General features: G+C 69.6%; 25 protein-coding genes and 1 pseudogene. 14 read left to right on the top strand and 12 right to left on the bottom strand.

Features of this window, described 5'->3' with window-relative positions; translation table 11 throughout:
* Positions 1–45: 45 nt before the first annotated feature.
* Positions 46–1194: an acyl-CoA dehydrogenase family protein gene (locus tag E4P42_RS21495; protein WP_135128145.1), complete on the bottom strand. Its 1149-nt coding sequence runs from the start codon at positions 1192–1194 to the stop codon at positions 46–48.
* Between the two features lie 91 nt (positions 1195–1285).
* The gene (locus E4P42_RS21485) at positions 1286–2476 is read right to left on the bottom strand and encodes an acyl-CoA dehydrogenase family protein (protein WP_135128105.1); all 1191 of its coding nucleotides are present in this window, start codon (positions 2474–2476) and stop codon (positions 1286–1288) included.
* Between the two features lie 137 nt (positions 2477–2613).
* On the opposite strand from E4P42_RS21485, the gene E4P42_RS21480 reads away from it, so the two are divergent.
* Together E4P42_RS21480 and E4P42_RS21475 are read left to right on the top strand one after the other, a co-directional pair.
* Positions 2614–3525, top strand: a complete 912-nt coding sequence (locus E4P42_RS21480) for a DUF1295 domain-containing protein (RefSeq protein ID WP_135128104.1) — start codon at positions 2614–2616, stop codon at positions 3523–3525.
* The gene (locus E4P42_RS21475) at positions 3522–4673 is read left to right on the top strand and encodes an FAD-dependent oxidoreductase (protein ID WP_135128102.1); all 1152 of its coding nucleotides are present in this window, start codon (positions 3522–3524) and stop codon (positions 4671–4673) included. The genes E4P42_RS21480 and E4P42_RS21475 overlap by 4 nt, the downstream gene beginning before the upstream one ends.
* Here E4P42_RS21475 and E4P42_RS21470 read toward each other — a convergent pair.
* The 3 genes from E4P42_RS21470 to lipE form a co-directional block, all read right to left on the bottom strand.
* The gene (locus E4P42_RS21470) at positions 4630–4983 is read right to left on the bottom strand and encodes an STAS domain-containing protein (RefSeq protein WP_135128100.1); all 354 of its coding nucleotides are present in this window, start codon (positions 4981–4983) and stop codon (positions 4630–4632) included. The two genes, E4P42_RS21475 and E4P42_RS21470, sit on opposite strands and share 44 nt — an antisense overlap.
* Before the next feature lie 134 nt (positions 4984–5117).
* Positions 5118–5786: a PAS and ANTAR domain-containing protein gene (locus E4P42_RS21465; protein ID WP_135128099.1), complete on the bottom strand. Its 669-nt coding sequence runs from the start codon at positions 5784–5786 to the stop codon at positions 5118–5120.
* A complete protein-coding gene (gene lipE / locus E4P42_RS21460; RefSeq protein ID WP_135128098.1) occupies positions 5786–7045 on the bottom strand; it encodes a lipase LipE in 1260 nt (419 codons plus the stop codon). Before lipE ends, E4P42_RS21465 begins: the two co-directional genes overlap by 1 nt.
* Positions 7046–7184: 139 nt before the next feature.
* Between lipE and E4P42_RS21455 the strand changes: the two genes are divergently transcribed.
* Positions 7185–7538, top strand: a complete 354-nt coding sequence (locus E4P42_RS21455) for a VOC family protein (RefSeq protein ID WP_135128097.1) — start codon at positions 7185–7187, stop codon at positions 7536–7538.
* 62 nt (positions 7539–7600) lie between these two features.
* Positions 7601–8941 carry an APC family permease gene (locus tag E4P42_RS21450; RefSeq protein WP_135128096.1) on the top strand — a complete coding sequence of 447 codons (1341 nt, stop codon included), beginning with the start codon at positions 7601–7603 and terminating at the stop codon, positions 8939–8941.
* Positions 8942–9001: 60 nt separating this feature from the next.
* Here E4P42_RS21450 and E4P42_RS21445 read toward each other — a convergent pair whose 3' ends face one another.
* Positions 9002–9970 (bottom strand): ferritin-like domain-containing protein, encoded by a 969-nt coding sequence (locus E4P42_RS21445; protein ID WP_167759571.1) that lies wholly within the window; start codon positions 9968–9970, stop codon positions 9002–9004.
* A gap of 422 nt (positions 9971–10392) precedes the next feature.
* On the opposite strand from E4P42_RS21445, the gene E4P42_RS21440 reads away from it, so the two are divergent.
* The 4 genes from E4P42_RS21440 (at position 10393) to E4P42_RS21425 (ending at position 13418) form a co-directional block, all read left to right on the top strand.
* Positions 10393–10791 carry a heme-binding protein gene (locus E4P42_RS21440; RefSeq protein WP_135128095.1) on the top strand — a complete coding sequence of 133 codons (399 nt, stop codon included), beginning with the start codon at positions 10393–10395 and terminating at the stop codon, positions 10789–10791.
* Between the two features lie 132 nt (positions 10792–10923).
* The gene (locus E4P42_RS21435) at positions 10924–12336 is read left to right on the top strand and encodes an FAD-dependent oxidoreductase (protein WP_135128094.1); all 1413 of its coding nucleotides are present in this window, start codon (positions 10924–10926) and stop codon (positions 12334–12336) included.
* Between the two features lie 71 nt (positions 12337–12407).
* Positions 12408–12668, top strand: a complete 261-nt coding sequence (locus tag E4P42_RS21430) for a hypothetical protein (protein WP_135128093.1) — start codon at positions 12408–12410, stop codon at positions 12666–12668.
* An 18-nt stretch (positions 12669–12686) separates the two neighbouring features.
* Positions 12687–13418, top strand: a complete 732-nt coding sequence (locus E4P42_RS21425) for a ZIP family metal transporter (RefSeq protein ID WP_135128092.1) — start codon at positions 12687–12689, stop codon at positions 13416–13418.
* A 1-nt stretch (position 13419) separates the two neighbouring features.
* On the opposite strand, the gene E4P42_RS21420 is transcribed toward E4P42_RS21425, so the two are convergent.
* The 3 genes from E4P42_RS21420 to E4P42_RS21410 are packed head-to-tail and all read right to left on the bottom strand — an operon-like array spanning position 13420 to position 15074.
* The gene (locus tag E4P42_RS21420) at positions 13420–14253 is read right to left on the bottom strand and encodes an alpha/beta fold hydrolase (protein WP_135128091.1); all 834 of its coding nucleotides are present in this window, start codon (positions 14251–14253) and stop codon (positions 13420–13422) included.
* Between the two features lie 3 nt (positions 14254–14256).
* Entirely contained in the window at positions 14257–14733 is a 477-nt protein-coding gene (locus tag E4P42_RS21415) for a hypothetical protein (RefSeq protein ID WP_135128090.1), read from the bottom strand.
* 5 nt (positions 14734–14738) lie between these two features.
* A complete protein-coding gene (locus E4P42_RS21410) occupies positions 14739–15074 on the bottom strand; it encodes a DUF732 domain-containing protein (RefSeq protein ID WP_135128089.1) in 336 nt (111 codons plus the stop codon).
* 364 nt (positions 15075–15438) lie between these two features.
* Between E4P42_RS21410 and E4P42_RS21405 the strand changes: the two genes are divergently transcribed.
* Genes E4P42_RS21405 through E4P42_RS21395 form a run of 3 tightly spaced genes read left to right on the top strand, consistent with a single transcriptional unit; the run spans position 15439 to position 19240 of the window.
* Positions 15439–15867, top strand: coding sequence for an MmpS family protein (locus tag E4P42_RS21405; RefSeq protein ID WP_135128088.1), 429 nt, complete (start codon positions 15439–15441; stop codon positions 15865–15867).
* Positions 15864–18767, top strand: coding sequence for an RND family transporter (locus tag E4P42_RS21400; protein WP_135128087.1), 2904 nt, complete (start codon positions 15864–15866; stop codon positions 18765–18767). The genes E4P42_RS21405 and E4P42_RS21400 overlap by 4 nt, the downstream gene beginning before the upstream one ends.
* An 11-nt stretch (positions 18768–18778) precedes the next feature.
* Positions 18779–19240 carry a DUF5078 domain-containing protein gene (locus E4P42_RS21395; protein ID WP_135128086.1) on the top strand — a complete coding sequence of 154 codons (462 nt, stop codon included), beginning with the start codon at positions 18779–18781 and terminating at the stop codon, positions 19238–19240.
* Between the two features lie 6 nt (positions 19241–19246).
* Here E4P42_RS21395 and E4P42_RS21390 read toward each other — a convergent pair whose 3' ends face one another.
* Complete coding sequence (locus E4P42_RS21390) at positions 19247–19900, bottom strand: SGNH/GDSL hydrolase family protein (protein ID WP_135128085.1); 654 nt, start codon at positions 19898–19900, stop codon at positions 19247–19249.
* Between the two features lie 118 nt (positions 19901–20018).
* On the opposite strand from E4P42_RS21390, the gene E4P42_RS21385 reads away from it, so the two are divergent.
* Together E4P42_RS21385 and E4P42_RS21380 are read left to right on the top strand one after the other, a co-directional pair.
* Positions 20019–20855: an SDR family NAD(P)-dependent oxidoreductase gene (locus tag E4P42_RS21385; RefSeq protein ID WP_135128084.1), complete on the top strand. Its 837-nt coding sequence runs from the start codon at positions 20019–20021 to the stop codon at positions 20853–20855.
* The gene (locus E4P42_RS21380; RefSeq protein ID WP_135128083.1) at positions 20852–21322 is read left to right on the top strand and encodes an SRPBCC family protein; all 471 of its coding nucleotides are present in this window, start codon (positions 20852–20854) and stop codon (positions 21320–21322) included. Before E4P42_RS21385 ends, E4P42_RS21380 begins: the two co-directional genes overlap by 4 nt.
* A gap of 1 nt (position 21323) precedes the next feature.
* Here the strand turns inward: E4P42_RS21380 and E4P42_RS21375 are convergent, their stop codons facing one another.
* Together E4P42_RS21375 and E4P42_RS21370 are read right to left on the bottom strand one after the other, a co-directional pair.
* Positions 21324–21965, bottom strand: coding sequence for a class I SAM-dependent methyltransferase (locus tag E4P42_RS21375; protein ID WP_135128082.1), 642 nt, complete (start codon positions 21963–21965; stop codon positions 21324–21326).
* A 15-nt stretch (positions 21966–21980) separates the two neighbouring features.
* Positions 21981–22601, bottom strand: coding sequence for a TetR/AcrR family transcriptional regulator (locus tag E4P42_RS21370; RefSeq protein ID WP_135128081.1), 621 nt, complete (start codon positions 22599–22601; stop codon positions 21981–21983).
* Between the two features lie 276 nt (positions 22602–22877).
* On the opposite strand from E4P42_RS21370, the pseudogene E4P42_RS21365 reads away from it, so the two are divergent.
* Positions 22878–23088, top strand: a pseudogene (locus tag E4P42_RS21365) (hypothetical protein); the annotation flags it as partial.

Here is a 23088-nt window from a genome sequence, read left to right as displayed (position 1 = left end):
TTCCGCGGGGTGCGCGCCGGGTGGCCGCGTGCCCGCGCCGGGTGTTCAGCCCGCCGCCACCCGCGGGACGCGTTCGGGTGCGGCGGTGTCGAGCACCAGGTCGGCCACGCGGGCGCGGTGCTCCTCGGCACTGCCGAGCAGCGCGGCATTGGTGACCGCCCGCTTGAAGTACAGGTGCGCCTGGTGCTCCCAGGTGAACCCGATGCCGCCGAGCACCTGGATGGTGTCCGCGGCGATCCGGCTCAACGCCGCCGAGCAGACCGCCTGCGCGATCGCCGTGCACAGCTCGGCGTCGTCGGAGCCGTCGGTCAGTGCCCACACCGCGTGGTAGGCGGTCGACCGGGCGTGCTCGGCGTCGACGAGCATGTCGGCCAGCCGGTGCTTGACCGCCTGGAACGAGCCGATCGGCCGGCCGAACTGCACCCGCGACTTCGCGTAGTCGACGGCCAGGTCCAGCAGATGCGCTGCGGCGCCGACCTGTTCGACGGCCAGCAGCGCCGCCCCGACGTGCAGCGCGTGCTCGATGACCCGGGGCGCCTCGTCGGGTCCGGCGATCAGCGTCGCCGGTGCGTCGGCCAGCGTCACCGCGGCCTGCGGCCGGGTCAGGTCCAGGGTGACCAGCGGGGTGCGGGTGACCCCGGCGCCGTCCGCGTCGACCGCATAGAGGCCGACGCCGTCGGAACGGCGGGCCGCCACCAGGAGCACGTCGGCGGAGCCGCCGTCCACGACGCGCGGCAGGGTGCCGGTCAGCCGGTCGCCCTCGGCGGTGACGGGTACCGCGTCCGGTGTGAACGCACCGGCGGACTCCGCGGCGGCGAACGCCGCGGTGCGGCTCCCCTCGACCAGGTCGCCCAGCAGCTGGTCGCGCTCCGGCCCGGCCGACGCCGCGACCAGCGCGGGGACCCCAAGGTAGACGGTCCCGAACAGCGGGCCGCACACCAGCGCAGCGCCGAACTCCTCGACGGCCACGGCCTGGTCGACCAGGGTGCCGCCGACGCCACCGTCGGCCTCGGGCACCGACAGCCCCAGCACGCCCAGTTCCCCGCCGAGGCGCGCCCACAGTGCGCGGTCGACCGGCGGATCGAATTCCATGATGCGGCGCACGGCCGCCTCGTCGACATGGTCGGCGCAGAAGCGCCGCACCGCATCCCGCAGCTGCCCCTGCTCCTCGGTGAAGACAAACGTGTCAGCCACCTTCATGGGCTGATCCGCAAGCTCCTCAGCCACCTTCATGGGCTGATCCGCAAGCTCCTCAGCCACCTTCATGGGCTGATCCGCAAGCTCCTCAGCCACGCGGCACCTCCTTCCACGGCATCCCCGCATCCGCCCGCAGATCACCCGGTAGGCCGAGCACCCGCTCGCCCAGGATGTTGCGCATCACGTCCGACGTGCCGCCCTCGATGGTGTTGGCACGGCTGCGCAGGAAGCGCTGCTGGATGGGCCCGCGCCAGTCCGAATCGTCCGCGCTGTCCATCGCATAGCTGTGGTAGAGCACCCCTTCGGGGCCGAGGAAGTCCATGCACCACTGATAGATCTGCTGGTTGAGTTCGGCGCCGACGAGTTTGCCGATCGAGCCCTCCGGCCCGGGCCCGCCGACCGTCGCCGAGGCCCGCGAGCGCTCCGAGGTGAGCCGCTGTGCCTCGGCGCGCAACCACAGCGCCGAAAGGCGATCGCGCAGCACCGGGGTCTGCCGGTCCGGGCGCGAGGCCCACAGCGCCACCGCATCGGCGATGGTGCCCGCGCCGCGACGGCTTCCGCTGCCGCCGAGTGCGCTGCGCTCGTTCATCAGCGTGGTCATCGCGACCCGCCAGCCGTCGTCGACCGCGCCGAGGCGGTGCGCGTCGGGAATCCGGGCGTCGTTGAAGTACACCTCGTTGAACTCTGCGTGACCGGTCAGCTGACGCAGCGGCCGGGTCTGCACCCCCGCGGCGTGCATGTCGATCACGAAGTAGGTGAGCCCCTTGTGCTTGGGCACATCGGGATTGGTCCGGGCCAGCAGCAGACCCCAGCGGGCGCGGTGGGCCAGGCTGGTCCACACCTTCTGCCCGTTGATCACCCAGTCGTCACCGTCAAACACCGCTGAGGTGGCGAGCCCGGCGAGGTCCGAACCCGCGCCGGGTTCGGAGAACAGCTGGCACCAGATGTCCTCGGTGGTGGCCAGCGGCCGCAGCCAGAACCGCTTCAGCTCGTCGGTCTGCGCGTGCTCGCGCACCGTGGGTGCGGCCATGCCGTAGCCCATCGGGTTGAGCCCCAGCGGAACCGGTCCGCCGGCACCCTGCAGGATGCGGTCGGCCACGGCCTGCAACCCGCGCGACAGGCCCAGCCCGCCGAGGCCCTCAGGGAAGTTCACCCAGGACAGTCCCGCGTCGTAACACGCGCCCAGGAACTCGGGGATCGGCACGGTCTTCGGATCGTGCTCGGCCACCACCCGGCGGGCGAGGTCGGCGACCCGATCGGCATCGGCGACGGTGCTCATGGCAGCCACCATAGGCAACGGCTGATCATGCGCATCGAGCAGGGCCGACGACGCCGGCGGAGCCCACACTGAAACGTGTTACTGTTTCGTCCGCTGTGGCGCCCGTCACCCGCCTGCGCCACCGACAGGAGGCCGGTATGGACGGTGAGAGCCGCTCGGTGACCACGGCGCGCAGCAAGGCCGCCTCGCTGGCGATCGTCACCGTCGCGTACGTGGCGGCGCTGGCCGCCGCCGCGGCGTGGCTGCTGTGGGGTCCGGACACCGGCCGGCTGTGGTTGGACACGTTGATCGCCGACGTGGTCGGCACCGTCGTGGTGTTCGCGTTCAGCCGCGCCCACCGCAACTCCAGCTTCTACGACGCCTATTGGAGCGTGGTCCCGCCGGTGCTCCTCGTCTACTGGTGGGCGCAGGCCCCGGACGCCGACCTGCTGCGCTGCGCGCTGATCGCGGTGGTGGTCGGGTACTGGGCGGTTCGCCTGACCGGCAACTGGGTGTACGCGTTTCCCGGTCTGCACCACGAGGATTGGCGCTACCCGATGTTCCGTGAGCGGGCCGGCCGTGCGGAGTTCCTGGTCGATCTGGTCGCCATCCACCTGATCCCCACGCTGCAGGTGTTCCTGGCCATGATGCCGGTGTACGTCGCGGTCACCACGCCGGGGCGGGGCTGGACCTGGCTGGCCGCGGTGGCGTTCGTGGTCGGCATGGCGGCGGTCACGCTCGAGCTCGTCGCAGACGTCCAGATGCACCGCTTCGTGGCCGACCACCGGGCCGGTGCGGTGATGGACCGCGGGTTGTGGGCCTGGTCGCGGCACCCGAACTACTTCGGCGAGTGCGGATTCTGGTTCGCGCTGGCCCTGTTCGGCGTGGCGGCCGCACCCGATCAGTGGTGGTGGTTGTTCGCCGGGGTGGCGGCGATGGTCGCGATGTTCCTCGGCGCCAGCATCCCGATGATGGAGACCCGCAGCCTGCAGCGCCGCCCGGACTACCAGCGGGTGATCGACCGGGTGCCGCGGTTCGTGCCGCGGCCGCCGCGCCGGGCCCGGGTGTGAGCGCGCCACGCGTCGTCGTCGCCGGACTCGGTGACAGCGGGCTGCTGACCGCGATCCGGCTGGCCCGTCACGCCGAGGTGGTGGGGATCGCCGCCCGCCCGGGGCTGGTGAGCGGGCAGGAACTCGGCGTCCGGTTGGCCCGGCCGGACGCCTGGGCACGCGACTACTGGATCTCCTTCGACCGGTTCCGGGCCCTGGACCGGGTCCGAACCGAGCATGCGACGCTGACCGGCGTCGACCTCGCCGCCCGGAAAGTGTTCGCGCAGCGCGCGAATGGGTCGGCGCTCGTCGAACAGTACGACGCGCTGGTCATCGCCACCGGCGTCACCAACGGGTTCTGGCGCACCCCCGGATACCGGTCCGCCGAGGATGTCGCCGCCGCGCTGCGCGCCGACCATGAACGGCTGGCGGCCGCCCGGTCGGTCCTGATCGTCGGCGGTGGCGCCGCCGCGGTCAGCAGCGCCGCCAATGTCGCGCTGGCCTGGCCGGGTACCCGCGTGACGCTGTGCTTTCCCGGCCCGTGCCCGCTGACCACACACCATCCGCGCGTGTGGACGCGCATCGCCCGGCGCCTCGACGCGCTCGGCGTGGTGCTGCGGCCCGGCCACCGAGCCGTCGTGCCCGACGATTTCGCGTGTGACCGCATCACCGCCGGGCCGGTGCGGTGGAGCACCGGCCAGCCCGACGCCGACGCCGACGCGGTGCTGTGGACGATCGGTCGGGTGCGGCCCAACACCGGGTGGCTGCCCGCCGAGCTGCTCGACGGCGACGGCTTCGTCCGGGTCACGTCGCACCTGAAGGTCGTGGGACAGCAACATGTCTGGGCGATCGGAGATGCGGCCGCGACGGATCCGCTGCGCAGTTCGGCGCGTAACCGCGCCGACAAACTGCTCGCCGCCAACATTCGCGCCGACGCCGCCGGGCGTCCGCTGCGCGCCTACCGCGCGCCGGCGCGGCGATGGGGTTCGGTGCTCGGTGTGCAGCCCGACGGGCTGGAGGTGTTCGGGCCGAACGGCCGCGCATTCCGCTTCCCCGCATGGTCGATCGACCGGGTGCTGCAGCCGTGGATCGTGCGCCGAGCGATCTACGGGGGAGTGCGGCCGGTCAGCGGTCCTGCAGCGCCGCGTCGATGGTCGGATACGTCTTGAGTACGCGGTCGAGTCGGGTGATCTCGATCGGCTGCAGCACGTACGGCTGATCGGCCACCAGCAGGACCGTGGTGCCCTCGGCAGACCCGTCCTCGTGGCAGGACAGCACGGCGTTGAGGGCCGCGCTGCCGAAGTAGCTCACCGCGGACAGGTCGATGATGACCAGCTGCTCGGGGTGACCGAGGGCGGACTCCCGCGCCGACGACAGGTGGGTGGTGAGCGTTTCGACCGACAACGAGTCGACCTCACCCTGCACCGTCACCACAACGGCCTCAGCGCGCACATCGCGCTCGACTTCCAACGGCTGCATCCCCGCCAAGCCTGCCGGTACCTTCCACCCGATCCCACGCCGCGGCTACCGAGGCGGCGCACGGGCCGATCCACATGCAGATCAGCGATGTGATCCTAATCGGGCTCCCCACGTTGAGGTATCCAATCAGCGCATCAATGATGGCCGACTCGTTCGTGAATCGTCAGGAGCAGGTGGTCGAACTGGCTCTGTATGGTCGACGGCGCCGGGGGCAGATCTCCCAACTCGGCGATCAGCCCGGCGGCGAGGTCACGCAGCTTGGTGTTGGTCTCCTGGGAACGCCACTGCAGCACGCGGAAGGCCTGATCGGCGCTGATGCGGTAGATCACCATCAGCGCGCCCTTGGCCTGTTCGATCACCGCCCGCGATTCGAACAGCCCGGGCAGCGTCTCGTCGAGCGCCGCCTGCCTGGCCGCGTCCAGGCTGGTGGTGAGATCCACGTAGTACCCGGCCGAACCGATCACCGCGCCCCGCTCGTCGAACATCCGGTCCGCCACCACCAGCACGTCGTGCTCCTCGCCGCGGGTGTCGATGAAGCGGTGCCTGCTGGAGAACGACTCGCCGGTGTGCAGCGCGTGGTCCAGCAGATCCTGCACCAGGCGGCGATCGTCGGGATGTTTGTGCGACAGCAGCAGTTCGGTGGTGGGCACCACCGAACCGGGTTCGTAGCCGTGCATCCGGGCCACCTCGTCCGACCATTCCCACCGCTGCCCGACGAAGTAGAACTTGAACGTGCCGATGTGCGAGGGCCGATCCACCGACTGGCCGTCCTGGCGGCGCCTGCTGGCAATGGGACGCGACATCAGGCGATTCTCCTCTCGGCGCGGCGGGGAAGTTCGGCAGCGATGCGGTCGAGCAGTGCGGGGTACCGGCCGGCCTCGCGGTGCCGGCCCGGCTTGCCACTGCTGACCACCGCGGCGGCCAGCCCCCGTTCGGGGTCCGCCCACATCGCGATGTCGGTGAGCCCGGTGTGGCCGAATGCGGCCGGCGCGTTGCGGCCGAACGGGCCGAACCGGGTGGACCCGAGCATGTACCCGGTGCCCCAGCGCAGCGGCATCAGCCCGGTGGCGAGATCCGGCCGCAGCCGCCGGCATTCCCGGGTGGCGGCCCCAAGCGTCTCGGGCGACAGCACCCGCACCCCGTCGAGTTCGCCGCCGCGAACGAGGATCTCGGCGAACCGCGACAGTTCCTGGGCGGTCGACACGGTGCTCGACGACGGGATCACGCTGGTGAGGAACGCCGGGGTGTTGGAGAACGGGATGATGCGCTGCGGCGTGCCGCCGACGGCGATCTTGAACGCCTTCGCTATCGGCGGGGGTAGCGGCCTGCCGGTGACGTGGCTGGGCGCCACCAGCGGCACATCCTGTTCGGACACACCGTAATTCGTCCACCGGAAGCCGAGTGGTTCGAGGATCTCGGTGGCGAGGATCTCGCGGATGGAGCGACCGGTGGCGGCCGAGACGATCTCGCGGACCAGTGGGCCCCAGGTCAGCCCGTGGTAGATGTGCACGAGGCCGGGCCGGTAGACGGGTTTGAGCTGTCCGAGCATCTCGCGGGCGTACTCGCTGTCGTCCATCCGCTTGAGGTCCGGCCGCGGTCCGGTGGCGAACGGCACCCCGGCGCTGTGCGTCATCACGTGCCGGATGGTGGTGCGGTCCTTGCCGTGGCTGGTGTAGCCGGGCAGGTACTCGCACACCCGGTCGTCGAGGGAGAATTCGCCGCGTTCGACGAGCATGTGCACGACCGTGGTGGTGATCGCCTTCGCGGCGCTGTACACGCAGAACGGGGTCTGCGGGGTGACCGGCACCCGGGTCGCGCCGGGCGGATCGTCGGGCCCGTTACCCCACCCGTGGCCGATGGCGCGGTCGAGGATCACCCGGCCGTCGCGGCGCAGGCACACCTGGATGGCGGGATGCATCCCGGCGGAGTACCAGTGCCGGGCCGCCGACCAGATCCGCTCGACCGACCCCGGATCCACCTCGGAATGGTCCTCGGCTCCGACCGTGGTGACCGCATCGAGGTCGGCGGGAACGCGGATTCTGCCGTCGAGCGTCTCGATCATGCGTCCTTCCTCGCCCCGTTCCGCGTTCCCTCAGGACCTCGTCGAACCAGGGTAGTCACCGGGCACCGGCCGGGTGGCGATGAGATCGGAGCCCGTCACGAGTCGGTAAGCAGTGAGCCCACCGACGAAAGGAGCGACCATGGCCATCGACCATCTGCTGGCCGTCGTCCCGGTGTCCGATGTCGACACCGCCCGAGGCTGGTATGCGGCGCTGTTCGGCCGCGACGCCGACAACAACCCGATGCCGACCCTGGTCGAGTGGCGGGTGCGGCCCGACGGCTGGGTGCAGGTCTTCGCCGACCCCGGCCGCGCGGGATCGGGCCTGCTCAACTTCGCGGTCGACGATCTGGCACGTCACCTCGACGAGGTCCGCGGTCGCGGCGTCGACACCGGCCCGGTCGAGGATGCGAACAAAGGGGTGCAGACCGCCACGGTGACCGACCCGGACGGCAACACGATCCGCTTCATCGGCGGGTTCCGCGTCGAGTACTGAGATCGGCGAATCGGGGGTATGCCACTGACCCGACGGCCGTCGGCCGGGAGCAGGAGGCGTTCATGACACCCGACGCGGCAGCACAGACCAGGGCGGACGAGACCGCGGAACCCGGGCAACTCAAGCGCCGGATCACCGGCCCGCTGCTCTACCTGTTCATCCTCGGCGACGTGCTGGGCGCCGGTATCTACGCGCTGATGGGCGTGCTGGCCGGTGACGTGGGCGGCGCGCTGTGGACGCCGCTGGTCGTGGCGCTGCTGCTCGCGCTGCTGACGGCCGGATCCTACGCGGAGCTGGTCACCAAGTACCCGCGGGCGGGCGGGGCCGCGGTCTTCGCCGAACGCGCCTACCGGCAACCCATCGTGTCGTTCCTGGTCGGATTCAGCATGCTGGCGGCAGGGGTGACCAGCGCGGCGGGGCTGGCGCTGGCGTTCTCCGGCGACTACCTGGCGACGTTCCTCGACGTGCCCGCGGTCCCGGCGGCGCTGGTCTTCCTGGTGCTGGTGGCCTGTCTCAACGCCCGCGGGATCAGCGAATCGCTCAAGAGCAACGTGGTGATGACCGTCATCGAGCTGACCGGTCTGCTGATCGTGATCATCGCGGTGGCGCTGATGGTCGGCGACGGGCGCGGGGACGTCGGCCGCATCACCGAGTTCCCCGACGGCGCCACGCCCGCGCTGGCGATCCTGGCGGGCGCCATCGTCGCCTACTACTCGTTCGTCGGCTTCGAGACCTCGGCCAACGTGGCCGAGGAGATCCGGAATCCCAGCAGGGTGTATCCGGGCGCGCTGTTCGGGGCGCTGGTCACGGCCGGCGCCGTCTATGCGCTGGTCGGCATTGCGAGCTCGATCGCGCTGTCACCCTCCGAGCTGGCCGAGTCGTCGGGCCCGCTGCTCGACGTGGTCGCCGCCGCCGGCGTCGGCGTTCCCAACTGGCTGTTCAGCGCGATCGCGCTGGTGGCCGTCGCCAACGGTGCGCTGCTGACCATGATCATGGCCAGCCGGCTGACCTACGGGATGGCCCGGCAGGCTCTGCTGCCCGCGGTGCTGGGCCGGGTGCTCCCGCACCGGCGGACCCCGTGGGTGGCGATCGTGGCGACCACCGCGGTGGCGATGGCGCTCGCGCTGATCGGTGAACTCGCCACACTGGCCGAGACGGTGGTCCTGCTGTTGTTGTTCGTGTTCGTCTCGACCAACGTCTCGGTGCTGGTGCTGCGCCGCGACACCGTCGACCACGACCACTTCCGGGTGTGGACCGCGGTGCCGGTCCTCGGAGTCACGTCCTGCATCCTGCTGATGACGCAGCAGACCGCGCAGGTGTGGCTCTTCGCCGGCATCATGCTGGCCGTGGGTGCTGTGCTGTACCTGGCGGCCCGCGCGGCGACGCGCCGCACCGGGGACTGATCCGGGTAGCGCGAAAGACCCCCGCGGCCGTGGCCGCGGGGGTCTTCGTCAGGGGAGGGGTCAGCTGATGCCGACGACCTCCTGGGCGATGTCGGCCAGGCGCGTCTGCGCGGCGGACACGACCCGCGAGCGGTTCTTGTGGGCTTCCTCCCACGCCACGATGGTGCGGATGTCGGACGGCTCGGTGAGGTCCTTGACCGCGGCCACCGCGTCAGTGACGGTCAGCTCGTCGTAGTTGGCGATCGGCAGCTCGCTGGCGTCCAGGACGCCGGCACCGCTGCGGGCGTTGTGGATGGCCTTGGCGGCATCGCCGGCGCCCTCGTCGCGGGTGACCTTCTCGGCGGCGGCCAGCGCGGCGTCGCGGGACGCGTTGAGCGTCTTACCCGCGATCTCGCTGACCCGGGCGCCCCGGTTGACCAGGTCGTTGAACGCCGGTCCCGTGCTGCGCAGCGCCTCGACCGTGCGGTCGACACCGCGGGTGGTCCAGGTGAGCGGCAGGTTGACGACCTTCACCGCGGCACCGGCGGCCGCCTGCAGCGGCGTGCGGCGCAGCGCGGCCGGGCCGCCGAGCGCGTCCTCGGCCAGCACCGTGGTGAGCCAGTCGACGGTCGCGGAGTGCGCGGTGATCAAACGATCGGCCAGCGCCTGCACGTCCTGATTCTTGGCGGCCACGGCCAGCGCCTTGAGGTAGCGCGACCGGTCGAGCAGCTGGTCCTCGAGTGCGAGGTCGCCCAGCAGGGCCTCGTCGAACGGCTCGGCCTGCTCGGTCAGGGCCTTGACCGCCGCGGCGGCCCGACCCAGGAACGGCCCGATGATGTCGGGGTAACCGCCCAGATCCCGGATGGCCTGCTCGATGGCTTCGGCACGCTCACGGCCGTTCTCGGCATTCTGCTGCAGCTCCCGCCGGACCGCATCGGTACGGGCCTGTGCCACGCGGGTCTCGGCGACCTGGATCTCGGTGTTGGTCAGGTCGAGCACGGCCCGCAGCTGCGCGAGCAGCTTGGTGGTGTCTTTGATGTCGTTAGCCAATGTTTCCGCCCCTATTCGCGTTGACTGTGTGTGTCGGCGCTCGGGTGCACCACTCTTGGGGTTGCCGACGGCTCGGATCGGTAATCGTTTATCGGCCCGATGTGACCTATGCCTCACGATTTGTTTGAAAACGAAAACTGCCGATAACGATTGGGTATCGGCCTTTCATCACGATCAATTAAGGGCGGACGGCAAATTCTGAGAAAACTGAGGCCGAACACCGCTTTTCTGGCAGGGTCACGCCGCAAATGAGGCCTAGATCACGTCGCCCGGCTGTAACACCGAGCCGAACGGTATTGCGACGTACCGATGCCGCCGCCCAGTGCCGATTGTCGGCACTTCCGTTCGGGTACTTTCGATTTGGGCGGGGACCGCGCAATGGTGCGCGCTCTGATCGAAAGAAATCCGAAGAGGAAGTGATCATGACATTCAGTGGTAAAGCTGCTCGCCGGGGTTTTGCCGGCGCCGTCGCCGGATGCCTGTTCGGCGGAGTGGCCGCAGCAACCATTGCGGCGCCGACGGCCTCGGCCGCCGTCGACTGCTCGGCGAGCGGGGTGGCCAACACCGTCAGCAGTGTGACCGGATCGGCGCGCCAGTACCTGGCCGGCCATCCCGGCGCCAACCAGGTGGTGACCGCGGCGATGAACCAGTCGCGTCCGGAAGCCGAGGCGAACATCCGCGGCTACTTCACCGCCAACCCGCAGGAGTACTACGAGCTGCGCGGCATCCTGGCGCCGATCGGCGACACGCAGCGTCAGTGCAATGTGTCGGTGCTGCCCGCGGATCTGGCGTCCGCGTACGACCAGTTCATGGCCGGCTGAGCCCAGCCGACACCCGGCGGCCCGCCCCGCAGTCCCGGACTGCGGCGGCGGGCCGCCGTGCTGCCCGGCCGAATCCGGCCCGGCCTGCCATCATGGGTGCGCCCGCGACCAGACCCGATCCAGGAGCCGCCGATGAGCACGGCCGAACCGACCGCCGCCGACCCGTCGGCCGCCGATCTCGAGGCCGACCTCGCCGTCATCGGCTACGGCAAGGGCGGCAAGACGCTGGCCGCCACCCTGGCCCGGCAGGGCCGCCGCGTGGTGATGATCGAGCAGTCGGCGCAGATGTACGGCGGCACCTGCATCAACATCGGCTGTGTCCCGACGAAGTCGATGGTGTACCGCTCGGAGCATCTGACGCCGGGCGCTGCGCACGACGCCGAGTACCGGCAGGCGGTCACCGCGACGGCCGAGCTGACCGCGGGTCTGCGGGCCACCAATCTGGCCATGCTCGACACCCTCGACACCGCCACCGTGCTCACCGGGCGCGCCCGGTTCGCCGATCCGCACACGCTGATGGTCACCGGCGCCGACGGGCGCGAGCTCCGGGTGTCGGCGGCGCACATCGTGATCGGCACCGGCTCGGAGCCGGTGATCCCCGACCTCCCCGGATTGCGTGCCAGCGCGGCGACCGTCACCAGCACCTCGCTGCTCGCCAGTGCCGACCTGCCGCGCCGGCTGGTGGTCCTCGGCGGCGGCTACGTCGGCCTCGAGTTCGCCGCGATGTACGCGCAGTACGGGGCGCAGGTCACGGTGATCGAACACCACGACCGCATCCTCGGCGGTGAGGACGACGACGTCGCCGACTGCGCCCGCGACATCCTCGCCGCCACGCTGACCGTGCACACCTCGGCCGCCGTGATCCGCGTCGAGGACCGGACCGACGGAACGGCCACCGTGCACTTCGAACGCGACGGGGTGCCCGGCACGGCCGACGCCGACCTCGTGCTGGCCGCCCTCGGCCGCCGGCCGGTCACCGCGGGCCTCGGGCTCGCCGGGGCCGGCGTGGTGCTGACCGACCGCGGCGCGATCGCCGTCGACCCGCACCTGCGCACCAGCCAGCCGCACATCTTCGCCGTGGGCGACGTCAACGGCGGTCCGCAGTTCACCTACATCTCCCTCGACGACTACCGCATCGTGCTCGACCAACTCACCGGCGCAGGCACCCGCAGCACCACCGACCGCGTCGCGGTGCCGTACTCGCTGTTCATCACCCCACCGCTGTCGCGGGTCGGGATCACCGAACGCGAGGCGCGCGCCGCCGGGCGCCGGGTGAAGGTGGCGAGCAAACCGGTCGCGGAGCTGGCCACCATGCCACGCGCCCGCATCGTCTCCGACCCTCGCGGGCTGATGAAGGTGGTGGTCGACGCCGACACCGATCAGATCCTGGGTGCCGCGCTGCTCAGCCACGACTCGCACGAGGTGATCAACACCGTGGCGCTGGCGATGCGCCACGGCATCACCGCGGGCACGCTGCGCGACGAGATCTACACCCACCCGTCGATGACCGAGGGATTCAACCAGCTACTCGGGGCGCTCGTTTGACCGGCGGCGACGCGGGGTAGAAACACCGCACCACTGAAGCACCACCTGCAGTCACGAAGAGGAGAACCCCGATGGGCGAGCGCGTGTCAGCCCCAGCCGACGCGACCACCGAAGCGATTGCCACCACGGGATTGTTCCTCAACTTCACCGCGGTGATCGCGCTCGCGGTCTGCCTGGCCAGCGTGGGGATGTCCGATGCGCTGGTGGCCACCGCCGCCGGCATCATCGCGGTCCTCAGCTTCGCGGCCAGCATCGTGTGCTTCAGCGCGCAGGCCCGCGAACGCCAGCGCCAGGAGGCAGCCGCGCCGCAGATGGCACCCGCCGCCTCGTAAACGCTCGGCGCATCGGCCATGCTGACCGCTGTCTACTTCGGGCTGGCGGCCTCCAGCGCGCTGGTCATCGGCTCCTCCGTCGGCGTCCGGTGGAGTCCGCCGAAGAAGGTCACCGGGGTGCTGCTGGCCTTCGCCAGCGGCGCGCTGATCTCGGCGCTGACCTTCGAACTCTTCGAAGAGGCGTTCTCCATGGCCGGAGGCTGGCACGCCGGTCTCGGACTGCTCGCCGGCGCAGCGTCATTCGTCATCGCCGACACGCTGCTCGACCGCTACGTCAGCGGTAAGTCCGGTCCCGATACCCGTGAGGTCGCGTCCTCGGGCGCCCGGCGCGGGGTCGGACTGGCGCTGCTGGCTGCGGTGACGCTCGACGGCGTGCCCGAGAACCTGGCGCTCGGGGTGTCGCTGGTGGGCGGCGCGTCGCTGTCGCTCCTGGCGGCGATCTTCTTCTCCAACCTGCCCGAGGCGCTGGTCGGTGCCGTCTCCATGCGGAAGTCCGGGATGTCCGGGCGCACTGTGATGTTCACGTGGATCATGTGCGGCGTTCTGCTGGCGGCCGCAGTCGTCCTCGGCCGCCTCACCGCGGGCGCACTGAGCGAGGAGGTGCTCGCCCTCGCGCTGGCCTTCGCCGGCGGCGCGGTGCTGGCCTCGCTCGCCGACACGCTGATGCCCGAGGCGTTCGAACACGGGCGCCCCCTCAACGCCTTCGCCACCGCGGGCGGGTTCTTCCTGTCCTACATGCTCGCGGCATGAGTCACGTGCCGACGGCGGCGTCGAGCACCCGCCCGGAGTGCGACCACAGCAGCGATCCGCCTGCCTCCGAGACGATCTCGAGGTGCGCGGTGGGGAGCCGGCCGGCCAGTGTGCGGCCGAGGTCGGGGGAGTGGACCCGGTCGTGGGCACCGAACAGCACGGTGACCGGGACCTGTGCGGCCTCGAACAGCCCGGCCGGCCACCGGCTCATCGCCAGCACGGTGTCCCGGGCGTAGCCTGCTGCGCCCCATCGGAAGCCGTCGTCGAGCGCACCACGCAGCAATCGGCGGAACGCCGGGTCGTCATAGAGCGCGCGATCGACCGGCGGGCAGTCGGCCATGATGCGGGCGAACAAGCCCTCCGCCGTGAAGCCGGAGAACAGCGCGGCCGCCCCCGCCGGGTCGGCGGCGACCCGCGCGACCAGCTCCCGCAACGGCGTGGGCAGCTGCGCGGTGATCGGCGGATGGGCCACCTCGTCGATCGGCGACGCGAGCACCAGCCGTTCGACGCGACCGGTCGCGGCCAGCGCCAGCCCGAACGGCGCCCCCTGTGAATTCGCCACCACCGGTACCGGCGTGCCCGCGAGGTCGTCGAGCAGGGCCGCCACATCGTCAGCCACACTGTCCAGGGTCTTGTCCGGGTCGGCGGTGGATGCGCCGAGGCCCGGACGGTCCACCGAGATGAGCCGGATACCGCGGGCCGTCAGCGCGGAGTCGCCGAAGCGCATCAGCCGCCCGCAGCCGGCCCCGGGCAGGAACAGCACCGGCAACCCATGCGGCGCACCGTATTCGGCGTACGCCAGGTCGCGACCGTCGCGAAGTCGGACGGCGCTCACCGGTCAGGGGGTCGGCGGGCCGGTGAACTGCTTCGGGCCGAGGAATGCGCCCAGTTGCCCGAGCATGCTCATCGGACCGGGCGGCGGCGGAGGCGGCGGGCAGGCGGTGCCGCACGCCGCGAGGATCCACGACTGACAGTCGTTGGTGGTGAACGTCGTGTCGGTGGGCTCGATGCGCACCGTCTGCGCCTTCTTGGTCAGAGCGTTGTCGAGCGTCTTCTCGCCGCCGACCCGCTTCCAGTAGCAGGCGCCGTCGTCGATCGGTCCGCCGGACGAGTACGTGCCGGGAGCGATGTCGACGCCGACCCTGTAGGTGCCGTTGGCGTCGATCGTCGTCTTGAGGGCGCCGGGCGCAGGAGCATCCGAGGCGGGCGACGGGGGCGGCGGCGACGGTTCGGGCTGGGCGTGCGCCACACCGACGGCCGCGAGGCCGGCGAACACCGCGGCCGCGGCGGCGGCGAAGGGCGTTGCGGTCTTCATGCTGATCAGCGGCCGACGTTCTGCAGCAGCGGCAGCTTGTCGGGGCAGTAGAACTTCAGCGCGCTGCCGAGGAACTGCCAGGACTGTTCCTGTGTGGTGTCCTTGGCCATGTTGAGGCCGACGAAGCGGACCGAGTCGAGCAGGTCGACGTCCACGCCGTTGTTCAGCCGCTTGCAGGTCAGCTTGGCGATCCACGCGTTGTAGTCGCGCTGCCCGTAGATGCCGTAGCCGTGCAGCTCCGTGGCGAAGTCGGTGTCGAGATCGGCCTGCGCGGGCGCGGCCGTGGCCAGCGCGACCGCGGCCGCCGCGGCGGCGCCGGCCAGGAGCCTGGTTGCCTTCATGGCCGGGATCGTACCTCTAGACAGGCTAAGCGTCAGCCGCGACCTCGGAGTGACCCAGGTCACTGGACGCCGACGCTGTGACGGCCATCTCCGCTGGTGCGGAGGATGCTGCGCTAAGCACTTAAATCATCTAAGGTCTCTGCTTACACTGGCTAAGTTTTTATCAGCTTCGAGGAGGCTTCGACGTGTTCCCGTCGGCGATGAGCTGCACTGACGTCGTGGTGAACGCGTCGGACCGGTCCGCTCAGCAATCTGGTTCGGCATTCGGCCCACCGATGCGAGAAGATACGCCCACCGGGTATGGCGCCGCCTTCACCACAGCGGCCGGCCGGTGATGACAAGTCAGCGAGTGTCGGGGAATTAGATGTTGAAGCTTGCCAAAAAAGTGTGGATTCCGATCATCATCATCGTGGTGGTGCTGGTCGCCGGCTTCACCGTGAGCCGGATCCGGACCTTCTTCGGGTCCGAGGGCATCACCGTGACGCCCCGCAACTTCGCCGACGACCCGGAACCGTTCGACCCCAAGGTGGTCAAGTACGAGATCTTCGGCACCGGGTCGTACGCCGACGTCAACTACCTCGACCTCGACGCCAAACCGCAGCGGGTCGACGGCGCGGCACTGCCGTGGACCCTCGTCCTCGAGACCACGGCGCCCTCGGCGGCGCCCAACATCGTCGCCCAGGGTGACGGCAGCTCGATCACCTGCCGCATCACCGTCGACGACGAAGTGAAAGACGAGAGGACCTCGACCGGCTTGAACGCCCAGACCTTCTGCTTTGTGAAGTCCGCATGACGATCACCGACAACACCCCGACCGACGCGCTGCCGCCGGGGCACCACCGTCGCCCCCGCCGCGGAGTCGCGCGGTTCATTCGGCTCTTCTCGGTGCCGATCATCATCGCCTGGGTGGCGGTGATCGCCGTGCTGAACGTGATCGTGCCCCAGCTCGAAGAGGTCGGCGAGATGCGCGCGGTCTCGATGAGCCCCGACGACGCGCCGTCGATGATCTCGATGAAGCGCGTCGGCGAGCTGTTCCAAGAAGGCGACTCTGACAGCAACGTGATGATCGTGCTGGAGGGCCAGGAGCCCCTCGGCGACGACGCCCACGCCTTCTACGACCAGATGATCGCCAAGCTCGAAGCCGACACCACCCACGTGCAGTCGGTGCAGGACTTCTGGAGCGATCCCCTCACCGCCACCGGTGCGCAGAGCAACGACGGCAAGGCCGCCTACGTCCAGGTGAAGCTCGCCGGTAACCAGGGCGAGGCGCTGGCCAACGAATCGGTCGAGGCCGTGCAGGAGATCGTCAACTCGCTGCCGCCGCCACCGGGGGTCAAGGCGTTCGTCACCGGCCCGGCCGCCATGGCCGCCGACCAGCACATCGCCGGTGACCGCAGCCTGCGGCTGATCGAGGCCGTCACGTTCGCGGTCATCATCATCATGCTGCTGCTGGTCTACCGGTCGATCCTGACCGTGGTCATGGTGCTGATCATGGTGGTGCTGTCGCTGACCGCGGCTCGCGGCGTCATCGCCTTCCTCGGCTATTACGAGATCATCGGCCTGTCGACGTTCGCCACCAACCTGCTGGTGACCCTGGCGATCGCCGCGTCCACCGACTACGCGATCTTCCTCATCGGGCGATATCAAGAGGCCCGAAGTATCGGTGAGGACAAGGAAACCGCGTATTACACGATGTTCCACGGCACCGCGCACGTCGTGCTCGGGTCCGGCCTGACCATCGCCGGTGCGACGTTCTGCCTGAGCTTCACCCGGCTGCCGTACTTCCAGACCCTGGGTGTGCCGCTGGCCATCGGCATGGTCGTGGTGGTGGTCGCCGCGCTGACGGTCGGTTCGGCGATCGTGACCGTGGCGAGCAAGTTCGGGCTGCTCGAGCCCAAGCGTGCGATGCGCACCCGCGGCTGGCGCAAGATCGGCGCGGCCGTCGTCCGCTGGCCGGGGCCCATCCTGGTGGCCACCGTGGCGCTGTCGCTGATCGGTCTGCTGACCCTGCCCGGCTACCAGACCAACTACAACGACCGCAATTACCTGCCGAAGGACCTGCCGGCGAACGAGGGCTACGCCGCCGCCGACCGGCACTTCTCGCCGGCGCGGATGAACCCCGAACTGCTGATGGTGGAAAGCGACCACGATCTGCGGAACTCGGCGGACTTCCTCGTCATCGACAAGATCGCCAAGGCGATCTTCCGGGTCGAGGGCATCTCGCGCGTGCAGGCCATCACCCGGCCCAACGGTAAGCCGATCGAGCACACCTCGATCCCGTTCCAGATCAGCATGCAGGGCACCACCCAGCAGCTGAATCAGAAGTACCTGCAGGACCGCATGGCCGACATGCTGGTTCAGGCCGACGAGATGCAGAACACCATCAACACGATGGAGAAGATGCAGTCGCTGACCACCGAGATGGCGGCCACCACGCACAGCATGGTGACCAAGATGGAGGACATGGTCATCGACGTCCAGGAGTTGCGCGACAACATCGCCAACTTCGACGACTTCTTCCGGCCGATCCGCAACTACTTCTACTGGGAACCGCACTGCTACAACATCCCGGTCTGCTGGGCGTTGCGGTCGGTGTTCGACACCCTCGACGGCATCAACACGATGACCGACGACATCCAGGCGATCCTGCCCGACATGCGGCGGCTGGACACGCTGATGCCGCAGATGGTTCAGCTGATGCCCGAGATGATCGAGACCATGAAGACCATGCGCACCATGATGCTGACGATGTACGCGTCGCAGAAGGGTATGCAGGACCAGATGGCCGCGATGCAGGAGAACTCCTCGGCCATGGGTGAGGCGTTCGACGCATCGATGAACGACGACTCGTTCTATCTGCCGCCGGAGATCTTCGACAACGAGGACTTCAAACGCGGTATGGAACAGTTCCTGTCGCCGGACGGACATGCGGTGCGGTTCATCATCTCCCACGAGGGCGATCCGATGACCCCGGAGGGCATCGCGAAGATCGACGAGATCGAGACCGCCGCCAAGGAGGCGATCAAGGGCACGCCGCTGGAAGGCTCCAAGATCTACCTCGGCGGTACCGCCGCGACGTTCAAGGACATGAACGACGGCAACACCTACGACCTGTTGATCGCCGCAATCTCTTCGCTCGCACTGATTTTCATCATCATGCTGATCATCACCCGAAGCGTGGTGGCCTCCGCGGTGATCGTCGGTACGGTCGTGCTGTCGCTGGGCGCCTCGTTCGGCCTGTCGGTGCTGATCTGGCAGCACATCCTGGGCATCGAACTGCACTGGATGGTGATGGCGATGTCGGTCATCATCCTGTTGGCGGTCGGCGCGGACTACAACCTGCTGCTGGTGTCCCGCCTCAAGGAGGAGATACACGCCGGGTTGAGGACCGGAATCATCCGCGCCATGGGCGGTTCCGGGTCCGTGGTCACCGCGGCCGGCCTGGTGTTCGCGTTCACCATGATGTCGATGGCGGTCAGCGAGTTGACGGTCATCGCGCAGGTGGGCACCACGATCGGGTTGGGTCTGCTGTTCGACACCCTGGTGATCCGCGCGTTCATGACACCGGCGATCGCCGCGATGATGGGCAAGTGGTTCTGGTGGCCGCAACGGGTGCGCAGCGCCCCGGTGCCGTCGCCGTGGCCGTCACCGCCACCGCCCAGGTCCCCCGAGTTCCTGCCGACGTCCCGATGAGGAGACCAATGATGGCTCAGCACACGCGTGATCGACTCCGGCGCGGTGGTCTGGTGGCCGGTGCCTGCGCGCTGGCGGCGACGCTGTGGGCCGCTCCGGCGGCCGCCGACGCCACTGACGACTACCCGATCCCGAACCGGATGCTCAAGACGACGTGCACGGTCGAGCAGTACATGGCCGCGACGCGGGACGTGGAACCGGTGTACTACGCGCGGTACATCATCGACTTCTACAACCGGCCGCCGGATGTGCAGCAGGGCGCCAAGGACAAGATCTACTGGTTCTTCACGCTGGACTACACGGGCCGGCGCGCCTATTCCGAGCGCGTCGCGACCGACATCTTCGGCGAACCCATGGCGCAGCGGTGGGGCAACTGGGCGAAGTTGTTCTTCAACAACAAGGGCGTCACCGCCCGCGCCACCGACGTCTGCATGCAGTACCCGCCGAGCGATCCGAGCGTCTGGCAGCGCTGAGGCCTTTCAGAGCAGACCGCGCACCTGGGCGGCGAGTGCGACGCCCAGGTCGCGGTTGTTCTGTTCGGTGAAGTGGATGCCGTCCACCCCGTCGGTGCTGATCACCGATCCGGCGTCGAAGAAGTCGACCTTCATGAACGACGCCAACGCAGAGTAGACGGTGGCGAGTTCCTCCGACTTCTGCACACCGCCGGCGAAGACCAGGTCGAACCACGGGTGCGGCATCGGTGCCAGCGGCGGTGGAGCCACGACCAGCACCCGCGGCGCCGGGTAGGCCGTGCCGACCCCACCCGCGCTGGACAGCACCTGGGTGACGAGAAGGCCCATGCCCGTGGCGATGTCGAGCGGTTGGCGGTTCAGGTTGGCCTTCGTGTCATTGGTGCCGAGCATGATCATCACGAGGTCGAGCGGCAGGTGACTGGCCAGGCACGCCGGAAGGTAGGCCGACCCGTTCAGCCGCGGATCGGTGGGATCGTCGGCCGTCGTGGTGCGCGCGCTGAGGCCTTCCTCGATCACGGTGTGCCCGGGCCCGAGTTCGGCGGCGAGCACACCGGTCCAGCGGACGTCGGGTGCGTAACGCTGGGTCGGCACCCCCTCCTCGACGGGAATCCACCCCCACGTCAACGAGTCTCCGAAACACAGGATCCGCTTGTCGGCCATATCGTCCTTTCGCCGCGTCATTTCGGGGAGTCGGTCACGACCGTAACGCCGACGGCGGTGGGTCTGGCGGATATCGGTCGGGCCCTTACGCTCGTGGCAGAGACGAGAGGGGCGGGCTGTGGCCGGGAGAACGATCGTCATCACCGGGGCCAGCGACGGCGTGGGCGCCGCGGCGGCCAGGCGGTTGCACCGCAGCGGGGAGAACGTGGTGGTGGTCGGCCGGTCGCCGGGTAAGACCACCGCCGTCGCCGACGAGCTCGGCGTGGACTCCTACGTCGCGGACTTCGCGGATCTGGCGCAGGTACGTGAGCTGGCCGCGCGGCTGCTGGAGGCCTGTCCGCGCATCGACGTCCTGGCCAACAACGCCGGGGGGATGATGAACACCCGGGAGACCACCGTCGACGGGTTCGAGAAGACCTTCCAGGTCAACCATCTGGCGCCAATGCTGCTGACCACGCTGCTGCTCGACCGGCTCATCGAGTGCAGGGGCTCGGTGCTCAACACCTCGAGCATGGCGCACCGGATGTCGCGTCCGGATTTCGACGACCTCGATGCCGTTCAGCGTCAACACGGTTCGCTGGCCTACGGCACGTCGAAGCTGGCCAACGTGCTGTTCACCAGGGAGCTCCACCGCCGCTACCACGATGCGGGCATCTCGACCGCGGCGTTCCACCCTGGCCCGGTGGCGTCGAATTTCAGCGCCGAGGTGAACAATCCGCTCTTCGGGGCGCTGTACCGCACGCCGCTGCGGCACGTGTTCCTGATCGGCACCGAACAGGGATCCGACGAACTGGTGTGGCTGGCGTCATCCCAGCCGGGTGTGGACTGGCAGTCCGGTGAGTACTACCACAAACACAAGGTGGCCAAGGTGCACAAGCTGGCCGACAACGCCGCGCTCGCCGGACGGCTGTGGGACCGCAGTGTCGAGCTGGTCAACGAGAAGGCGGTGTCATGACGGTGTCGGTGGTCGACAACGGTCCGGGGCAGGTGAGCCGGGCGGTCGAGGTCGACGCCCCGGTCGGTGAGGTCTTCGCGCTGGTCGCCGACCCACGCCGCCACCACGAGTTCGACGGGTCGGGCACCGTCGGCGCCAACATCGACGCCCCCAACGAACTCGTTGCCGGGGCGCGATTCTCGACGAAGATGCGGATGTACGGGGTGCCTTACCGGACCACCAGCACGGTGACCGCCCTGCGGCCCGACCGCCTCGTCGAATGGCGCCACCCGTTCGGCCACCACTGGCGCTGGGAATTCGAGGAGGTCTCCCCGAATCGGACCCGGGTCACCGAGACGTTTGACTACCGCGACACCGGACCGCTCAAGGACGCCGTCGGGTACTACCGGCGCACCGGATTCGCCGCGCGCAACGCCACCGGGATCGAGGAGACGCTGCGCCGTCTGCGCGACCGGTTCGCGGGCTGATTCAGTCCCGAACCCCGACAGTGACCAGGTCACTGACGAACCGCGTCCACCGCGGCCGCGCCACGGGGTGTTGGTCCTCGACCGAGAAACCCGCGTCGGTGAACAGTGCGCGCATCTCCCGCGCGGAGGGGTTGTGCGCCGGGTTGGCCAGGCCGGCGGTGAGCCGGTCCAGTGCCGCTGGATGGGCCGGCGCGATGGTGGCTACCGCGACCAGGCCGCCCGGGGCGAGCACGCGGCGGAACTCGCGCAGCGCGGCCGGTTGGTCGAAGAAGTGGAAAGCCGAGGTGGTCACCACCGCGTCGAGTGCCGCGTCGGGGAACGGCAACTGCTCGGCCGGGCCGTGCATCCACCACACCGCGGGCTCGCGCTGCTGGGCCTGGGCCAGCATGCCCTCGGACATGTCGACGCCGTACACCTCGGCCGGAGACAGTTCGCGCTGGACCCGCGTGGCCAGAATGCCGGTGCCGCAGCCGATGTCGGCGATCCGGCGGGCGCCGTGACGGCGCAGCGCGGCGAGCACCTCGTCCTGAGCGGGGCGGTACACCCAGCGCTGCAGGACCGCGGTGTCATAGGCGGGGGCGGCGAAACTCCAGAACCGGGTGATCGCGCCGTTGAGTCCGCGGCGCCTGACGGTGGTGGTCACCCACCCATAGTGCCCTCAGCTGACGGGTTTCTGCTCCCGGCGCCGGGCCGCACGGGTGCTGACCGGCGGTAACGGCTCGGCGTCGGCCGGGCTGAGCGCGTCGAACATCAGGCTCAGGTAGCGCCGGCGCAGCGGCCGCGGCTGGTTCATCGCCACCGATGCCGTGGTGACCATCGACACGAACGTGGCGACGTCCTCGGGCGTCAGGTCGGGGCGCAGGTCGCCGGTGGCCTGGGCCTGCATGATCATGTCGTGGAACTGCTCGCGGTCGCGGGTGATCAGCTGGTTGGTCAGCTCCGCGAGGTCGCCGATCGACGTCAGCAGCGGCCGCTGCTTGAACATCGCGTCCTCGAGGTGGGCCAGGGCGTCGATGAACGCCGCTCGCGGCGCGTCCTTGCCGAGCGCGACGATCGCCGGTTTGATCTCGTTGACCACGATGTCCTCGTACACGGCGGCGGCCAGTGCCCGCCGGTTCGGGAAATGGCGGTACAGCGTCGCGTTGGCCACGCCTGCGGCGGCGGCCACCTGGCTGAGGGTGGCGTTGTCGCCGTCGCGGGCGAACACCTCACGGGCGGCGGCGACGATGCGTGAGACGTTGGCGAAGGCGTCCGACCGCCGGTTGCGCGGAGTCTCCACCGACCCTCCTTTCGCCACGCGTGCGGCGGGTGTCGGCCCCGTCGCGGTGATCGCCGGTGGAAATGGTAGCGCGCTCCCAGTTGGCTGCGGGGCAGGTGCGGGATGCGCACGGTCCCCGATGCCGGTCACCGCGGTGGCACTCGTTCGCATCGGTTGGGTAACGGCACCGGAACCAGCGTCCCCGCAGACTAGGTTCATTCTCAGTCATCAAGATCAGAAGTCGGGGAAGCTTTGTCGCGGAACGTGTATCGCTTTGCCAGGCCGTTGGTCGCGGCGGTGGCCGCGGCCACCGGATTGGTGTCGGCCACACCGGTTGTTGCCGCACCGGTGCAGGCCGAGCCGAGCCCGGGGGTGCCGTGTCTGTCGCTGATGCAGGACCTGGCGGCGTCGCCACCGGATCTGGGGGAGTCGCTGCACCACGCCGCGGCGGCGCTGGCCGAACAGGCCGCGCCGCCGCCGGTCGCCGCACCGGCCGAACCGGCGGTGC

It is taken from the genome of Mycobacterium sp. PS03-16 (genome assembly GCF_004570325.1).
Classification (GTDB): domain Bacteria; phylum Actinomycetota; class Actinomycetes; order Mycobacteriales; family Mycobacteriaceae; genus Mycobacterium.
The sequence above is the reverse complement of the archived record's forward strand: the minus strand, read 5'-3'. Positions and strand labels throughout refer to the sequence as shown.

Excerpts from the sequence above, each read along its gene's own strand:
- E4P42_RS21485 (WP_135128105.1), bottom strand. The coding sequence starts at position 2,476 with ATGAGCACCGTCGCCGATGCCGATCGGGTCGCCGACCTCGCCCGCCGG.
- E4P42_RS21480 (WP_135128104.1), top strand. The coding sequence starts at position 2,614 with ATGGACGGTGAGAGCCGCTCGGTGACCACGGCGCGCAGCAAGGCCGCC.
- E4P42_RS21470 (WP_135128100.1), bottom strand. The coding sequence starts at position 4,983 with ATGCAGCCGTTGGAAGTCGAGCGCGATGTGCGCGCTGAGGCCGTTGTG.
- E4P42_RS21465 (WP_135128099.1), bottom strand. The coding sequence starts at position 5,786 with ATGTCGCGTCCCATTGCCAGCAGGCGCCGCCAGGACGGCCAGTCGGTG.
- lipE (WP_135128098.1), bottom strand. The coding sequence starts at position 7,045 with ATGATCGAGACGCTCGACGGCAGAATCCGCGTTCCCGCCGACCTCGAT.
- E4P42_RS21455 (WP_135128097.1), top strand. The coding sequence starts at position 7,185 with ATGGCCATCGACCATCTGCTGGCCGTCGTCCCGGTGTCCGATGTCGAC.
- E4P42_RS21450 (WP_135128096.1), top strand. The coding sequence starts at position 7,601 with ATGACACCCGACGCGGCAGCACAGACCAGGGCGGACGAGACCGCGGAA.
- E4P42_RS21440 (WP_135128095.1), top strand. The coding sequence starts at position 10,393 with ATGACATTCAGTGGTAAAGCTGCTCGCCGGGGTTTTGCCGGCGCCGTC.
- E4P42_RS21435 (WP_135128094.1), top strand. The coding sequence starts at position 10,924 with ATGAGCACGGCCGAACCGACCGCCGCCGACCCGTCGGCCGCCGATCTC.
- E4P42_RS21430 (WP_135128093.1), top strand. The coding sequence starts at position 12,408 with ATGGGCGAGCGCGTGTCAGCCCCAGCCGACGCGACCACCGAAGCGATT.
- E4P42_RS21425 (WP_135128092.1), top strand. The coding sequence starts at position 12,687 with ATGCTGACCGCTGTCTACTTCGGGCTGGCGGCCTCCAGCGCGCTGGTC.
- E4P42_RS21415 (WP_135128090.1), bottom strand. The coding sequence starts at position 14,733 with ATGAAGACCGCAACGCCCTTCGCCGCCGCCGCGGCCGCGGTGTTCGCC.
- E4P42_RS21410 (WP_135128089.1), bottom strand. The coding sequence starts at position 15,074 with ATGAAGGCAACCAGGCTCCTGGCCGGCGCCGCCGCGGCGGCCGCGGTC.
- E4P42_RS21405 (WP_135128088.1), top strand. The coding sequence starts at position 15,439 with ATGTTGAAGCTTGCCAAAAAAGTGTGGATTCCGATCATCATCATCGTG.
- E4P42_RS21400 (WP_135128087.1), top strand. The coding sequence starts at position 15,864 with ATGACGATCACCGACAACACCCCGACCGACGCGCTGCCGCCGGGGCAC.
- E4P42_RS21395 (WP_135128086.1), top strand. The coding sequence starts at position 18,779 with ATGGCTCAGCACACGCGTGATCGACTCCGGCGCGGTGGTCTGGTGGCC.
- E4P42_RS21390 (WP_135128085.1), bottom strand. The coding sequence starts at position 19,900 with ATGGCCGACAAGCGGATCCTGTGTTTCGGAGACTCGTTGACGTGGGGG.
- E4P42_RS21380 (WP_135128083.1), top strand. The coding sequence starts at position 20,852 with ATGACGGTGTCGGTGGTCGACAACGGTCCGGGGCAGGTGAGCCGGGCG.